Here is a 14647-nt window from a genome sequence, read left to right as displayed (position 1 = left end):
GCGCAGCCGGGGGCCGTGCTGCCGGTGGAGACGTCGGACAAGGTGAACGCCCTGCTGGAACAGCTCTCCAACCCGCGGAACGCGGGGCCGGGGTTGCTGGTGATCGCGGGGAGTCTGGTGGCGCTCGTCGCGACGAGGTACATCCGTACGGAACAGGAACGGAACGCTTATCGGCGTCAGTATGCGCGGAGCTGGGGGTGAGCCCGGGTCCTCGCGGGTTCCCGTCCGCCGGGTGAGGTTTCGTGCCGGGTGCGGGTGGGGGGCGGCTGGTCGCGCCGTTCCCCGCGCCCCTCACACGGGGGGCGCGCCCGGCGATCGTCTGTTGCGCGGAGTTGGGGGCAGCGCCCGGGTTCCCGTCTGCCCGGGGAGGTTTCGTGCCGGGTGCGGGTTGCAGGTGGCTGGTCGCGCCGTTCCCCGCGCCCCTCACACGGGGGGGCGCGCCCTCACTTGGTGGAGCGTGCCGCCGCTTCCCATTCCATGACCAGGCGCTGGTACTCGCGCCTCTGTTCGCCCGTCAGGGTTCCGCCGCTGCGGGACCACAGGGCGCGGATCTCGTCGTTGACCTCGGCTGCCGTTCTTTCCGTTCTTTCCAGGACGACTTCGGGAATGGTGGACATGGCGTGAACCTTACGGCGTCGGGCGTGAAGCCGATGTGAGTAAAGGTGGCTCTTCGGGCATTACGGACCGTGAAGCTGATCACTCTGCGTTCACACCGGCGCCGTTGCCGAGCACCAGGACCTGAATCGCCAGCACCGCCGCCCCGCGCGCCCAGTCGTGGAAGTCCGAGACCTTCGTCTCCAGGTGGACCGGGTCGGCGAGCGGGTGGCGGTGGGCGTGGATGGTCTCCCACACCACTTCTCCGGCGACGTCCATCAGGCCGACCCCCTCTCCGGCGAGCAGGATCTTCTGCGGGATGACGAAGTTGGAGATCTGGGCGACCAGCGCGCCCAGCGCGCGCGCCGCCTCGTCGATGACGCGCGCGGGCATGGGCTCCCCCTCGGCGGAGCGGGCGAGGATCTCCTCGTACGTCATGTCGCGGCCGGTGGCGGCCCGGATCTGGTAGCGGATGCTGGGGATGGTCAGCAGGGAGACCGCGCTGCCCCGGGCACCGTCGGGGGTGAGCGGGCCGTTGGGGTTCACGATCCAGTGGCGGCCGAATCCGCGGTCCTCCTCCGCGCAGGGCACCCGCTTGCCGCCCAGGACGAGTCCGTAGCCGATGCCGGCGCCGATGGTGAGGACGGCGAAGCGGTCCAGCCCCCGGCCCGCGCCGAACCAGGTCTCGGCCTCGACGAGGGCCGAGACGTCGTTCTCGACGACCACCGGCAGCCCGGTGCGCTCCTCGACGAGTTCGGCCAGGCGCACGTCGCGCCACGACAGGAAGGCGGACTCGCCGACGACGGCACGGTCCTGGACGAGGCCGCCCACACCGATGCCGATGCCGGCGAGCCCGGGGTACGCGCGGGCCAGCTCGGCGGTCATCTCCCCCAGCTGGTCGGCGACCCGGTGCGGGTCGTGCGTGGCGAGCGGGCGGTCGTACCGGGTGACGATCTCGCTCCTGAGCGTGGTGACGACGCCGTAGACCATGTCCTCGGTGATCTTGAAGCCCACGAAGGAGCGGGACTCCGCGACGATGTCGAGGGGCTGGGAGGGGCGGCCCTGACGGACCTCGGCGAGCGGGGCGCCCTCGGGGACCTCCACGAGGAGGCCCGATTCGAGCAGCGGCTTGGTCAGCCTGGTGAGGCTTCCCGCCGAGAGGCTGAGCCGCCGGGCGATCTCGCTGCGGGACAGCGGGCCGTGCACCAGCACCTCGAGAGCCACCGCGCGCTCCCCGGGACTGAGCGGCAGCCAGCTTGCAGTCCGTGTGGTCATACGGCTCGGACTCCCCAAGATTTTTTCGACTCGGAAGTAATGAGGTCACTCTAGGGGTCAGGTGCCCCTACGGAAAAGATCTGTGCACGACTCTTGACGCCACAATTATTCCGCCCCAAAAGTAAGTGGCCTGAGGACGAGCCGCCGATGAGGGAGCCCCCCGATGACCGTCGCCTCCAGCAGCCCACCATCCCGCCTGCCACTGAGCGGGGCCAAGGCCGTGGTGCCCACCCGGAAGGCGAAGGCTCGCGCCCGTGGTGACGGCGCCCTCGCGGCGGTCTTCATCGCCCCGGCGATGCTGGGCTTCCTGGTGTTCCTGCTCTGGCCGACGCTGCGGGGCATCTATCTGAGCTTCACCCGCTTCAACCTGCTGACCCCGGCCGAGTGGGTGGGGCTCGACAACTACGTCCGTATGGTCAACGACCCCATTTTCTGGAACTCGTTGACGGTCACCGTCGAGTACGTCGTCATCAACATCGGCGTCCAGACGGTCGCGGCGCTCGCCATCGCGGTCCTCCTCCAGCGGCTGACCCAGTCGGCCCTGCTGCGGGGCATCGTGCTCACCCCGTACCTGATGTCGAACGTCGTCGCCGGTCTCGTCTGGCTGTGGATCCTCGACACCCAGCTCGGCATCGGCAACGAGATCATCACCGCCCTCGGCGCCGACCGGATCCCCTTCCTCGCCGACGAGACCTGGGCGATCCCCACCATCGCCCTGATCAACGTCTGGCGGCACGTCGGCTACACCGCCCTGCTGCTCTTCGCCGGCCTCCAGGCCATCCCGAACCATCTGTACGAGGCGGCCAGGGTCGACGGCGCGAGCGAGTGGCGCATGTTCTGGCGGATCACCATGCCGCTGCTGCGCCCGGTTCTCGCGGTCGTGCTGATCATGACCGTGATCGGGTCCTTCCAGGTCTTCGACACCGTGGCGGTGACCACCGCGGGCGGTCCGGCGAACGCCACCAACGTGCTCCAGTACTACATCTACGGCTCCGCCTTCGGCCGCTTCCAGTTCGGCTACGCCTCGGCGATGTCCGTCGCCCTGCTGGTCGTCCTGAGCGCGATCACCATCCTCCAGTACCGGCTCACCCGGGCCGGCCAGACCGACCTCGGCTGACGGAAGGGAGACACCGGGATGGCTGCCGTGGCAACATCACCGACACCCACGACGACGACCGGACGCCCGGTCAGGCGCAGGTTCTCCCCCGGGAAGGCCGCCGCCTGGACCGTGATGGGCCTGATCGTCCTCATCACCCTGCTGCCCTTCTACTGGATCCTGCGCACCGCGCTGTCCACCAACGCCGGCCTGGGCGCCGACCCCACCAACCCGCTGCCCGTCGACCTCACCGGCACCGGCTTCGAACGGGCCCTCGGTCTGCAGTCGGCGAAGGAGGCGGTCGCGCAGGGCGGCGCGGGCGGCGGGCTCGACTTCTGGCGCTATCTGCTCAACTCCGTGATCGTCTCCACACTGATCACGGGCTGTCAGATCTTCTTCTCCGCGATGGCCGCGTACGCCTTCTCACGGCTGCGCTGGCGCGGCCGGGACGCCGTGTTCGGCCTGTTCCTGGCCGGGCTCATGGTGCCGACCATCTTCACGCTGCTGCCGAACTTCGTACTCATCAAGCAACTGCACCTGGTGGACACGCTGCTCGGTATCGCGCTGCCGAGCCTCTTCATGACCCCGTTCGCGGTGTTCTTCCTGCGGCAGTTCTTCATGAACATCCCGCAGGAGGTCGAGGAGGCGGCGCTGCTCGACGGCGCCGGAAAGGTGAGGATCTTCTTCCGGGTGATCCTGCCCATGGCGTCCACACCGATCATCACGCTGTCCGTGCTGACGTACATCACCTCCTGGAACGACTACTTCTGGCCGCTGATGGTCTCCTACAGCGACTCCTCGCGCGTGCTGACGGTGGCCCTGGCGATCTTCCGGGCCCAGACGCCGGCGACCGGCGTCGACTGGTCCGGGCTCACGGCGGCGACGCTGATCGCCGCGCTGCCGATGCTGGTGCTCTTCGCCTGCTTCGCGCGCCGCATCGTCAGCTCCATCGGCTTCACCGGGATCAAGTAAGGGGACATCGATGCGCATTCGTACGATCACGGCGCTGGCCGGAGCGCTCACGCTGTCCCTGGTGACCGGCTGTGCGCAGGGCGGCTCCACGGGGGCGTCCGCGAACACGGTGACGTACTGGCTGTGGGACGCCAACCAGCTGCCCGCCTACCAGGCCTGCGCGAAGGGGTTCGAGAAGGAGAACCCGGGACTGAGGGTCAGCATCACCCAGCTGGGCTGGGGCGACTACTGGACCAAGCTCACCGCCGGCTTCATCGCGGGCACCCAGCCGGACGTGTTCACCGACCACATCCAGAAGTTCGGCCAGTTCGCGGACCTGAAGGTGCTGGAGCCGCTCGACGACCTGGACATCAAGGAGTCCGACTACCAGCCGGGCCTCGCCGCCAACTGGATCGGCCAGGACGGCCACCGCTACGGCACCCCGAAGGACTGGGACACCGTCGCGCTCTTCTACAACGGGAAGATGGCGAAGGACGCCGGTCTCACCGGCGAGCAGCTGAACAGCCTCTCCTGGAACCCGAAGGACGGCGGCTCCTTCGAGAAGGCCATCGCCCGCCTCACCGTCGACAGGAACGGCAAGCGGGGCGACGAGCCGGGCTTCGACAAGAACCACGTCAAGGTGTACGGACTGGCCACCAACGGCAGCGGCTTCGCCGACGGCCAGACCCAGTGGAGCCCCTTCACCGGATCCGCCGGATGGAACTACACGGACAAGGCGCGCTGGGGCACGGAGTACCAGTACGACAGCAAGACCTTCCAGTCCGTCATCAAGTGGTACTTCGGGCTGGCGGACAAGGGCTACATGGCCCCCTTCTCCGACTACAACATCCAGTCCAACCAGAGCAACACGCAGGTCGCCGCGGGCAAGGCCGCCGCCGCCTTCGACGGCGCCTGGATGATCTCCACGTACGCCGGCTTCAAGGGCAGGGACATCAGGTCCGCCCTCACCCCGGCCGGCCCGACCGGCAAGCGCGCCACGATGATGAACGGCCTCGCCGACTCCATCACCAAAGCCTCCAAGAACAAGGAAGGCGCCCGGAAGTGGGTGGAGTACCTGGCCTCCGACAAGTGCCAGACCGTCGTCGGCGAGTACGGGGTCGTCTTCCCCGCCACCCCGGCGGGCACCGAGGCCGCCATCGCCGCCTACAAGAAGAAGGGCCTCGACGTCTCCGCCTTCACCGAACCCGTGGCCGACAAGAAGGACTTCCGGACCTTCTCCTACCCGATCACCAACTACGCGGCGGACGTACAGGCGCTCATGCAACCGGAGATGGAGGCCGTCTACGGCAACGGCAAGCCGGTGAGCAGCCTCGACGAGACCAACGACCAGATCAACCTCATCCTCGACCAGTGAGAAGCCAGAAAGGCATCCCCCACATGACGTTCTCCCTCGGCATCGTCGGCGCAGGCCAGTTCTCGGGCCAGTTCGCGAAGCTGTTCCTGGCCCATCCCGGGGTCAGCGATGTGTACGTCACCGATCTCCTGCCGGAGCGGGCCGAGCAACTGGCGGCCGCGGAGGGGCTGTCGGGCACCTTCCCGTCGTACGAGGCGATGCTGGAGTCACCGGCGGTGGACGCCGTAGCGATCTTCACCCAGCGGTGGACGCACGGGCCGCTGGTGGTGCGGGGGCTGGACGCCGGCAAGCACGTGTACTCGGCGGTGCCCATGGCGATCACCACGGAGGAGATCGCGGCGATCATCGACGCGGTCAGGGCGACCGGGCTGACGTACATGATGGGCGAGACCAGCCAGTACAACCCGGCGACCGTGCACGCCCGCGACCAAATCGCGGCGGGTGCCTTCGGGCGGCTCTTCTACGCCGAGGGCGACTACGTGCACGACATGGACCTCGGGTTCTACGAGGCGTACCAGTACAGCGGCGGTGAGGGGTGGAAGGCGACCGCCAGCTATCCGCCGCTGCTGTACCCGACGCACTCGGTGGGCGGGGTGCTCGGGGCGTGGCGGACGCACGCGGTCAGCGTGTCCGCGATCGGCGTCGTCGACGGGCGTGGCGACGGGGTCTTCGACAAGGACGTCAGCCAGTTCGGCAACGACTTCTCCAACGCGACCGCGCTGTTCGAGGTGGCGGGCGGCGGTTCGTTCCGTACGAACGAGTTCCGGCGGGTCGGCTACCCGTCGCACATACGGGAGTCGCGTTTCCGGTTCTTCGGGACGGAGGCCAGCATGGAGCAGCTCGCCACGGTGGCCCTGTGGCAGGACAAGAAGGGGGTGAGGGACATCTCGGAGCTGCTGGAGCCCAAGCCCACGATGTCGCCCGACGACCCCTCGCTCCAGCACATCGCGCCGGACCTGCGGGCCGCGTTCACCTCGGGGTCGGCACCCGTGCACGACCGGTCGCGGCTGCCGAGGGAGTTCGACAACCTGCACAACGGCCACGAAGGCAGCCACCACTTCCTGGTGGACGACTTCGTGACCGCCGTCAACGCCCGCACCCTGCCGTCGGTGAACGCATGGGTGGCGGCCCGCTACACCCTGCCGGGGATCATCGCTCACGAGTCCGCCCTGAAGGGCGGTGCCCGGCTGGAGATCCCGGACTTCGGGGACGCCCCTCAGACGTGAGAAGGACCGCTGCGGGCCGGTGGCGCGGGAGCCGGGTGCCGTCAGGTACCCGGCTTGCGGCCGTACACGTACACGTCGTCGCCCGTCTTCAGCAGCGACCAGTACTTCTGGGCGGCGGTCTTGGTCATGTTGACGCAGCCGTGCGAGCCGGGCGGGTTCCACATGCTCACGCCGACCGAGTGGAAGGCCTGGCCGCCGTCGAAGAACTGGCTGTAGGGCATGGGCACGTCGTAGATGGACGAGACGTGGTCGATGTGCCGCCAGTAGATCTTCTTCAGCCCGGTGCGGGTCTCGTAGCCGTCCCGGCCGGTACGGACCGGCACCGGGCCGTACACGAGTTTGTCGCCGTCCTGGATCCAGCTGAGCTGGAGCGTGAGGTTGACGCAGGCGATGCGGCCCTTGTTGACGGGGCACTTGCCGTCCTTGTTGGGCTTGTCGCCGACGGCCTTCTGCTTGTTCATCAGGTCCATGACGCCCCAGGTCACGGGGCCCGCGTAGCCGATGTTCGGCTTGATGCCGTGCGTGTTCTGGAACGCCCGGATCGCCTTGCAGTCGGCGGTGGACTGCCTGCCGTCGACGGGGCGGCCGAGGAACTTCTCCACCTGCTTCTGGTACGGGCCGGCCTGCGTAGTGCAGGTGGCGGCCTGCGCGGGCGTGGCGCCCAGCGCGATGGTCAGCGGTGCCACCAGTCCGGTGATCCCGAGTGCGACGGCGCCCCGTCGGCGTGTGTCCCCCATGGCGGACCTTTCTCGCAGTTGTTGCTCGCAGATTCTGTCTCCTAGACACGTGGTGGAGGGAAGGGGTTGTGGGGCAGCTCACGCCGAGACGAAACGGTTACACGGGTCACACGGCGAGAATTCGCTCGGTTCTGCGTTCAGGAGCCGCTTCGCGGATATAGAGTCTTCCCCATGACCAACAGCAATTCGATATCGCGCGTGGCCCTCAAGAAAATCACCCCCGACGTGTCCGGTGCGATGGGTTCCCTGCACGCCGCCGCCGTTTCCGCGGCGCAGGACGCGAAGGTCGAGCCGGAGATCCTCGAACTCATCCGGATTCGCGCGTCGCAGATCAACGGCTGCGCGTTCTGCCTCGACATGCACACCAAGGACGCACGCGCCCAGGGCGAGACCGAGCAGCGGATCTACGCGCTCAGCGCCTGGCGGGAGACCCCCTTCTTCACCGCCCGCGAGCGGGCCGCGCTGGCGTTGACCGAGGCAGTGACCCTGGTCCACGACGGGCACGTGCCGGACGCCGTCTACGCGGAGGCGGCGGAGGTCTTCGAGGAGCAGCAGATCGCGGCGCTGATCTGGGCGGCCACGGTCATCAACGCGTACAACCGGATCGCGGTCGCCACGCGTATGGTTCCGGGCGCCTACCAGCCCGTTCCCAAGCAGGGCTGACACCCCCCGGAATCCCTTCCGACATCTCCACTGACGGGAATTCTCCAGCGATTGTCCGTCATTCGGAAACGCTTGAATGCGCCGGGCCGCATCATATTCGGCCCGGCGCTTTTTCACGCTCATTCACCTTCTGCGCATCACGCTCTGCGCAAACGTAAGGGACGGGTGTGAATTCAGTGGTCCGGCAGCGGCTCCGAGATCTCGTCCAGCCACCGCCGCCATTCGGGGGCACGCTCGGCCGGGCCCGCGGTCATCGGGCGGCCGGTCCAGGTGCTGACGGGGCGGATCCCGTGCAGGGCGTTGACCAGCCACACCTCGCGGCCGTCCAGCTCCGCCAGGGTGCGCTCGCGGTGGGCGACCGGGACGCCGAGGCGCGCGGCGCGTTCCCGGATGAGTGCCATGGTCACCCCGGGGAGGACCGGCAGATGCTCCGGCGGCAGGCACAGGGTGTCGTCCTCCCACCACAGCACGCTTGAGCCGGCCGCCTCCAGCACCACTCCGGAGGGCGCGATCAGGATCGCCTCGTCCGCGTCCGCGCCGGACGCCCGGCCGCGGACCCGGGCCAGGGCGTCCAGATCGGGCCCCTTGCGGCGGGGCACGGTGCGCGGGTCGAGCTGGCCTGCCGCCCACACCCGTACGTCCGTGCCGAGGAGCGGGGCCTGCCGCAGCAGCAGCCGCAGCTCCAGGGAGCCCGCGGTGAGCTCCACCCGGGGGAACCAGTCCCCGCTGCGGGGCAGCGCGGCGGTCACGTCGTGCCAGAACTGGATCAGCCGGCGCAGGGGAGGCGCGCCGCAGTCGCCGCAGGAGCGCAGGAAGCGTTCTCGGTGCCGGGCGAAGCCGCGCATCCGTCCGTCGCTCAGCAGCCACGAGTCCGCGACGAGCAGCCGCCCGCTGGCGGGAGGTCCGGAGGTCAGACCGCGGTCGGGCGACCACGCCAGCAGTCCCTCCGCGATGGCCGGTTGAGTCACTCGGCGCTCCTCTCAGTACTTGCGCCCGGCCGCGGCCGGCGAGCCGTGCCGGGGGCCGTACGGTGCGTGCTCCAGCCAGGCGCCGCACCGCGGGACGACGGGAGCGAGGGCCGCCGCCGCGCGCTGCTTGACCCGGACGATACGGCGGTGGGGACGCAGATGCTCCAGGGCCGTTCCGGCGGCGTCGCTGTTGAAGAGGCCGGCCTGGCGCCGGAGTGCGGCGAAGGAGGCGACGGCTTCGGGGGTGCCGTCGGCGACGGCCCGCGCGGCGGCGGCCGCGTCCGCGATACCGCTGTTCATGCCGCGCGCCCCGAACGGCGGGAAGAGGTGGGCCGCCTCGCCGACGAGCAGCACCCGGTGCGCGGGGTCGGTGAAGGAGGCCGCGACCTTGCGGAGGAAGCGATACGTCGACACCCACAGGACGCGGTCGTCGTACCCCTCCCCCACGACCGCCGGGAGCCAGCGCCGTACGGCCTCCTCGGTGCCGTACTCCTCCTGTACGTCGTCGTCGCGGCACTGCAGGTCCACCTGGAAGCCCCCGGTGAACGGCACGCGCATCACGCTGCGGCCGCCCAGTTCCGGGTGCTCGTAGTGGAAGACCCGTTCCAGGGGCAGTTCGGCTCCGGGGATGTCGGCGACGTCGACGACAACGTGGAAGCCGTCGCCGTGGGTGCCCTCCATGGGGATGCCCAGTTCGCGGCGTACGGTCGAGCGGGCGCCGTCGGCGGCGACGGCGTGCGTGCCGGTCCACACGCGGCCGTCCTCGTCGGTGAGGGCGACCTCGTCCGGGGTGGCGCGCACGCCCGCGATCCGGGCGCCCCACACGAACTCCACACCGGCGTCCTCGCAGGCGGCGAGCAGGAACCGCTCGGTGTCCACCTGGCGCAGGCTGGTGAAGGGCGGGATGCCGGTCGGCGGCGGGAAGGTGCGGGAGTACACCTCGCGGCCCCGGTAGAGGGTGCGCTTGGTGTGCCAGGTCTGCCCGTACGCGGTGATCTCGGCGGCGAGCCCCGGGCGCATCCCGTCGAGCAGTTGGAGGGTCTCGCGGTGCACGAACAGGGCGCGGCTGCCCGGCCGCGTGCGCCCCTCCGGGTCGGCCTCCAGGAGCGTCACCTCCAGGCCGTGGGCCCGCAGGGCGAGGGCCGCCGAGAGCCCCACGGGGCCGGCTCCGACGACGAGGACCCGGCTCATGCCACCGTGCTCTCGGCGAGCATGCGGGTGATCTCCACCCGCTTGACCTTCCAGGTGGCCGTCATCGGCAGGTCCTCGAACTTCCACTGGCGCGGCTCGGCCATCGCGGGCAGGTCGGCGGTGGCCTCCTCCCAGCGGTCCCTGTCCAGGGGCTGCTCGCCGCGCACGCACACGACGGGTACGGGCTCACGGTCCGCGCCGGGCACGATGACGACCTCGCGCAGTTCCTCCAGGCGGGACATCAGCGTGTCCTCGACCTCCAGGTTGCTGTGCACGGAGTCGATCTGGTCGATCTCGCGGTCGATCAGGTAGAGGCCGCCCCAGCGGCTCTGGTAGCCCATGTCGCCCATCTCCCACCAGCCGTCGTTGAGCTGGCGCAGATAGCGGTCGCGGGCACCGAGGTAGGTGAGGATGCGGCCCCGGGTGCGGGCCTCGATCCGGCCCTGCTCACCGGCCCTGACCCGCCTGCCGGACTCGTCCGCCACCCGCACCCGGGTGAAGCCGGGGATGCCGATCCCGACCCGGCGGCCGTCGGCGCGGGCCGCGCTGCGCCGGGTGAACCACTGGAAGGCGACGGGACCCGTCTCGCTCTGCCCGTACAGCTGGATGAGCCAGGGCGAGCGCCGCTGCGAGGCATCAAGGAGCCGTTGCACGGTGCGCGGGTGGATCGCGTCGAACGTGGAGCCGTACGAACGGACGCGGGACAGCGGTGCTCCCGGCGCGTCCACCAGTTCCTCCCACAGCACGAAGGTGTTGGGGTGGGTCTCGACGATGCCGGGCCGGTGCCGGGCGAGGATCGGGCCGACGGAGGACGGGGCCGGGTCGACGATCAGGACCAGGGGGCTGCCGAAGTGCAGCAGCACGCCGAGCAGGTGGTAGAAGCGCGAGTGCACGAAGGACATGTGCAGGGCGGCGGTCTCGCCTCGGGTGGGCCAGCCCATGGCCTTCTGTGGGACGAGCCGGTTCCACATGGTGTTCGGGCAGTGCACGGCGAGCTTGGGGATGCCGGTGGTGCCCGAGCTGTGGGTGATGAGGGAGGGATCACGGGGGTGGAGCCGTACCTGAGTGGGGGTCGCGGCGCCCGCGTACTTCTCCAGCGGTTCGGCGCCGGGCGCGTCGTCCACGGAGAGCGTCCGCCGTACGAGGCCGGCGAGCTCCACGCCCTTGAGGGGGCCCTCCAGCTTGGCTCTGTCGGTGATCAGCCAGGGTTGGTGGAGGCGTTCGAGGAGCTGTCCGACGACCGGGCCCGCGAGACCCGGTGAGAGCAGCACGGGGACGGCGCCGATACGGGAGACGGCGCAGGTCAGCAGCACGATGTCCACGTTGTCCGTCTTGTGGACGACCACCTCCTCCGAGGGCCGCACCCCGGCTTCCCAGAGGCGGCCGGAGAGTTCGTCGACCACGTCGGCGAGCACCGTGTAGCCGAGGTCGACACCGAGGCCGGGGTTCACGTCGAGCGGGCGGTCGAGGGTGACGAAGACGGCGCCGTGCCGGTCGGCGGCCTGCCGGAACATCGAGCCCAGGTAGAAACCACGGTCTGCGAGGAGCGAGGGCTGCGTCTGTCGCATGTGCCCAATCCTTTCTGCGGGGGACGCGGTCACCACGCGCCCTGGCGGACGAGGTGGCGGCGGAGCTTGCCGGTGGAGGTGCGGGGCAGGGACGGGACGAAGCTGACGCTGCGCGGGACCTTGAAGGCGGCCAGGTTGTCGCGGGCCAGACAGATGAGCTCGGCCTCCAGACCCACCGCGATGGGGGTGACGGGGACGACGAAGGCCCGCAGCCGGCTGGCGCCGCGCTCGTCGGGGACGGCGGCGACCGCCACCTCCCGTACCGCCGGGTGGGTGCGCAGGAGGGCCTCCACCTCCAGTGGGGAGACCGTGATGCCGCCGACCATCTCCATGTCGTCGGCCCGGCCCAGATGACGGAAGGTGCCGTCGGTCTCGCGGCGCGCCCGGTCCCTGGTGTTCAGCCAGCCGCCGACCAGGGTGCGCTCGGTCTCCTCGGGCCGGTTCAGATAGCCGGGGGTCACCGTCGGGCCGCGCACCCACAGTTCGCCCTCGGCGCCGTCCGGTACCGGCTTGCCCGCGCGGTCGCGGAGCTCCACCTCGAAGCCGGGTACGGGGCGGCCGACGGTGCCGGGGTGGTTGTGCGCGAAGCTGTTGGCGCAGAAGGCGTGTCCGGCCTCGGTGGAGCCGATCTGCTCCAGGACGGGGGCGCCGAGCAGTTCGGTGACCTGCTTGCCGAGTCCGGCGGGCATGCCCTCGCCGGCCGACACGGCGGCGCGCACCGAGGCGAAGCACGTCTCGTGCCCGTTGCCCCGGTCGGCGACCAGCGCCGCGTACGCGGACGGCACGGAGTACAGGAGGGTCACGCGGTGGCGGGCGACGAGTTCGTCCACGGCGGCCGGGGTGGGGCGGCGGTCCACCAGGACGGCGGAGGAGCCGGAGAAGAGGGGGAAGACGAAGGCGTTGCCGAAGCCGTAGGCGAAGTACAGCTTGGACACCGACAGGGTGACGTCGTCCTCGGTGATCCTCAGCAGCCGGCGGCCGATGAGGTCGTGGTACGTCTTCGGGTCGCCGTGGTTGTGGACGACCCCCTTGGGGCGGCCCGTCGTTCCGGAGGTGTACTGGATGTAGAGCGGGGTGTGCGCGTCGACCGGGTGGGCCTCGGTGGCGGGTTCGGCGGTGGGGGTGAGCGCGATCAGCTGGTCGGCGCCGAGGTGGGCCCGGCGCGGGAAGCGGTCGTCGAGTCCGGGCCCGGTCACGCAGAGGGCGGCCTCGGTGTCCTCGGCCATGAACTGGTGTTCGGGTGGGGTGAGTTCGGGATTGACCAGGACGGCGACCGCGCCGAGCCGGGCGACCGCGAGGAAGGCCGCCACCCAGGCCACGGAGTCGGGCAGGGCCAGCAGCACCCGGTCGCCGGGGCGCACGCCGTGGTCGGCGAGCACGGTGGCCGCACGGGCCGCGAGGTCGTGCACCTCACCGTGGGTGAAGGCGCGGTGGCCCTGGTGGAAGGCGGTCCGGTGGGTCCACTCACGGCGCTCGGCGAGGTCGGCGAGGTGGGCGGCGAGGTTTCCGGGAGCGGCCATGTCGGCGGGGGCCAGGGTGGTCTGCGGTGTGGTCATCGGGCCGGCTCCTCTGCTGCGGCGGAGAGGCCGGAGCGCTCGGTCTGCTGCTGGTGGGCCCGCATCTGGGCGGCGGTCTTCAGCAGCATCTCGTCGTACTCGGCGACCGGGTCGGAGTCGAGGACGATCGCGCCGCCTGCGCCGAGGTGCATCCGGCCGCCGGTGAACACGGCGGTGCGGATCACGATGTTGAGGTCGGCGCCGCCGCTGCACCCGAGGTAGCCGAGGGCGCCGGAGTACACGCCGCGGGCCTCGGTCTCCAGTTCGTCGATGATCTCCAGGGTGCGCAGCTTGGGCGCGCCCGTCATCGATCCGCCGGGGAAGCAGGCGCGGACGCAGTCCACCGCGTCGGTGCCCTCGCGCAGCCGCCCCTCGACGGTGGAGACCAGTTGGTGCACGGTGGCGTAGGTCTCGGTGGCCATCAGCCGGGAGACGCGGACGCTGCCGGTGGCACAGACCCGGCCCAGGTCGTTGCGGAGCAGGTCCACGATCATGAGGTTCTCGGCGCGCGTCTTGGCGTCCGCGGCCAGCGCGTCCCTCAGCCGCGTGTCCTCGTCGGGTGTCTCACCGCGGGGTGCGGTGCCCTTGATGGGCTTGGCCTCGGCGACGCCGTCCCGGGTGATCCGCAGGAAGCGCTCCGGTGACGCGCCGGCCACGTCGAGGTCCCCGAATTTCAGATAGGCCGCGTACGGGGCCGGGTTGAGGCGGCGCAGCACCCGGTAGTAGTCGTACGGGTCGTACGGTGCCGGTAACCGGGCGGCGTTGGTGAGGCAGATCTCGTAGCTGGTGCCCGCCTTCAGCTCGCGCCGGCATGCCTCGATGTCCGCGAGGTAGGTCGCCCGGTCGCGGACGAGCCACGGTTCGGCGGCACCGGGGTCGGGCTCGGCGGCGGGAGCCGGGGCGGGAGCGGGTTCGGCTGAGGCCACGAAGGTGAGCTGGGCGGTGGCGGTGTCGAGCCAGTCGGCGGCCTCGCGGGCGGCCTGCGGGGTGTCCTCGGCGAGGCAGACGGCGTAGGTGAAGCCCTCCTCGTGGTCGACGGCGATCAGCCGGTCGGCGAACAGCCAGCAGGCGTCCGGGTTCTCGGACCGGTGGCGGTTCGGTGAGCCGCAGTCGGCCTTGGTCTCGTAGCCGAAGTAGCCGACGTAACCACCGGTGAAGTCGAAGGGCAGCCCGGCGGCGTCCACATGCCGGGTCGTCAGCTGCCGCTTCAGGTAGTCGAAGACGCTCGCGCGGACCTTGCGCGCGGGTTGTCCGGGCCGCTCGACCTCGCAGACTCCGGCGGCCGCGTCGTAGCGGACGAACTCGGAGAGGGGGCCGGCGCCGTCACCGAAGAAGGAGAAGCGGGCCCGGCCCTCCTCCACCTGGGCACTGTCGAGCCAGAACGCGCGCGGGGCGTCGGCGCACAGCCGGGTGAAGGCGGCCTCGGCGTCGATCGCGAGTGCGAGAC

Annotated in this window: 13 protein-coding genes and 1 pseudogene; 6 read left to right on the top strand and 8 right to left on the bottom strand. The window is 70.4% G+C overall.

The features are described 5' to 3' along the window. Positions 1 to 201, top strand: a pseudogene (locus FNH04_RS46705) (S1 family peptidase); the annotation flags it as partial. Between the two features lie 242 nt (positions 202 to 443). Here FNH04_RS46705 and FNH04_RS46700 read toward each other — a convergent pair. Both FNH04_RS46700 and FNH04_RS26465 read right to left on the bottom strand, forming a co-directional pair. Continuing rightward, positions 444 to 617 (bottom strand): hypothetical protein, encoded by a 174-nt coding sequence (locus tag FNH04_RS46700; RefSeq protein WP_194236823.1) that lies wholly within the window; start codon positions 615 to 617, stop codon positions 444 to 446. 79 nt (positions 618 to 696) lie between these two features. Beyond that, complete coding sequence (locus FNH04_RS26465; RefSeq protein WP_152788305.1) at positions 697 to 1869, bottom strand: ROK family transcriptional regulator; 1173 nt, start codon at positions 1867 to 1869, stop codon at positions 697 to 699. A 163-nt stretch (positions 1870 to 2032) separates the two neighbouring features. On the opposite strand from FNH04_RS26465, the gene FNH04_RS26460 reads away from it, so the two are divergent. Genes FNH04_RS26460 through FNH04_RS26445 form a run of 4 tightly spaced genes read left to right on the top strand, consistent with a single transcriptional unit; the run spans position 2033 to position 6517 of the window. Then, positions 2033 to 2986 (top strand): carbohydrate ABC transporter permease, encoded by a 954-nt coding sequence (locus tag FNH04_RS26460; protein WP_152788304.1) that lies wholly within the window; start codon positions 2033 to 2035, stop codon positions 2984 to 2986. Positions 2987 to 3004: 18 nt separating this feature from the next. Continuing rightward, entirely contained in the window at positions 3005 to 3937 is a 933-nt protein-coding gene (locus tag FNH04_RS26455) for a carbohydrate ABC transporter permease (RefSeq protein WP_152788303.1), read from the top strand. A gap of 10 nt (positions 3938 to 3947) precedes the next feature. Next, positions 3948 to 5291, top strand: coding sequence for an ABC transporter substrate-binding protein (locus FNH04_RS26450; protein ID WP_152788302.1), 1344 nt, complete (start codon positions 3948 to 3950; stop codon positions 5289 to 5291). Between the two features lie 23 nt (positions 5292 to 5314). Continuing rightward, positions 5315 to 6517, top strand: a complete 1203-nt coding sequence (locus FNH04_RS26445; protein WP_152788308.1) for a Gfo/Idh/MocA family protein — start codon at positions 5315 to 5317, stop codon at positions 6515 to 6517. A gap of 41 nt (positions 6518 to 6558) precedes the next feature. On the opposite strand, the gene FNH04_RS26440 is transcribed toward FNH04_RS26445, so the two are convergent. Next, the gene (locus tag FNH04_RS26440; RefSeq protein WP_152788301.1) at positions 6559 to 7254 is read right to left on the bottom strand and encodes a L,D-transpeptidase family protein; all 696 of its coding nucleotides are present in this window, start codon (positions 7252 to 7254) and stop codon (positions 6559 to 6561) included. Between the two features lie 171 nt (positions 7255 to 7425). On the opposite strand from FNH04_RS26440, the gene FNH04_RS26435 reads away from it, so the two are divergent. Beyond that, entirely contained in the window at positions 7426 to 7917 is a 492-nt protein-coding gene (locus tag FNH04_RS26435; RefSeq protein ID WP_152788300.1) for a carboxymuconolactone decarboxylase family protein, read from the top strand. A gap of 173 nt (positions 7918 to 8090) precedes the next feature. Here FNH04_RS26435 and FNH04_RS26430 read toward each other — a convergent pair whose 3' ends face one another. The 5 genes from FNH04_RS26430 to pabB form a co-directional block, all read right to left on the bottom strand. Further along, the gene (locus tag FNH04_RS26430; protein WP_322723923.1) at positions 8091 to 8885 is read right to left on the bottom strand and encodes an aminotransferase class IV; all 795 of its coding nucleotides are present in this window, start codon (positions 8883 to 8885) and stop codon (positions 8091 to 8093) included. 12 nt (positions 8886 to 8897) lie between these two features. Continuing rightward, a complete protein-coding gene (locus FNH04_RS26425; protein WP_152788299.1) occupies positions 8898 to 10076 on the bottom strand; it encodes an FAD-dependent oxidoreductase in 1179 nt (392 codons plus the stop codon). After that, positions 10073 to 11644 (bottom strand): class I adenylate-forming enzyme family protein, encoded by a 1572-nt coding sequence (locus FNH04_RS26420; RefSeq protein WP_152788298.1) that lies wholly within the window; start codon positions 11642 to 11644, stop codon positions 10073 to 10075. The genes FNH04_RS26425 and FNH04_RS26420 overlap by 4 nt, the downstream gene beginning before the upstream one ends. 29 nt (positions 11645 to 11673) lie before the next feature. Further along, complete coding sequence (locus FNH04_RS26415; protein ID WP_152788297.1) at positions 11674 to 13200, bottom strand: benzoate-CoA ligase family protein; 1527 nt, start codon at positions 13198 to 13200, stop codon at positions 11674 to 11676. Beyond that, positions 13197 to 14647: aminodeoxychorismate synthase component I (gene pabB / locus FNH04_RS26410; RefSeq protein WP_228031625.1), on the bottom strand; the 1451-nt coding region annotated here is incomplete at its 5' end. The genes FNH04_RS26415 and pabB, both read right to left, overlap by 4 nt.

The sequence above is a fragment of the Streptomyces phyllanthi genome (assembly GCF_009377205.1).
GTDB lineage: Bacteria > Actinomycetota > Actinomycetes > Streptomycetales > Streptomycetaceae > Streptomyces > Streptomyces phyllanthi.
This window is presented reverse-complemented; position numbering and strand designations above follow the sequence as displayed.

What these genes read in the sequence shown, in the direction of transcription:
- FNH04_RS26425 (WP_152788299.1), bottom strand. Translation starts at nt 10,076, where the DNA reads ATGAGCCGGGTCCTCGTCGTCGGAGCCGGCCCCGTGGGGCTCTCGGCG.
- FNH04_RS26445 (WP_152788308.1), top strand. Translation starts at nt 5,315, where the DNA reads ATGACGTTCTCCCTCGGCATCGTCGGCGCAGGCCAGTTCTCGGGCCAG.
- FNH04_RS26450 (WP_152788302.1), top strand. Translation starts at nt 3,948, where the DNA reads ATGCGCATTCGTACGATCACGGCGCTGGCCGGAGCGCTCACGCTGTCC.
- FNH04_RS46700 (WP_194236823.1), bottom strand. Translation starts at nt 617, where the DNA reads ATGTCCACCATTCCCGAAGTCGTCCTGGAAAGAACGGAAAGAACGGCA.
- FNH04_RS26465 (WP_152788305.1), bottom strand. Translation starts at nt 1,869, where the DNA reads ATGACCACACGGACTGCAAGCTGGCTGCCGCTCAGTCCCGGGGAGCGC.
- FNH04_RS26440 (WP_152788301.1), bottom strand. Translation starts at nt 7,254, where the DNA reads ATGGGGGACACACGCCGACGGGGCGCCGTCGCACTCGGGATCACCGGA.
- FNH04_RS26460 (WP_152788304.1), top strand. Translation starts at nt 2,033, where the DNA reads ATGACCGTCGCCTCCAGCAGCCCACCATCCCGCCTGCCACTGAGCGGG.
- FNH04_RS26435 (WP_152788300.1), top strand. Translation starts at nt 7,426, where the DNA reads ATGACCAACAGCAATTCGATATCGCGCGTGGCCCTCAAGAAAATCACC.
- FNH04_RS26415 (WP_152788297.1), bottom strand. Translation starts at nt 13,200, where the DNA reads ATGACCACACCGCAGACCACCCTGGCCCCCGCCGACATGGCCGCTCCC.
- FNH04_RS26455 (WP_152788303.1), top strand. Translation starts at nt 3,005, where the DNA reads ATGGCTGCCGTGGCAACATCACCGACACCCACGACGACGACCGGACGC.
- FNH04_RS26420 (WP_152788298.1), bottom strand. Translation starts at nt 11,644, where the DNA reads ATGCGACAGACGCAGCCCTCGCTCCTCGCAGACCGTGGTTTCTACCTG.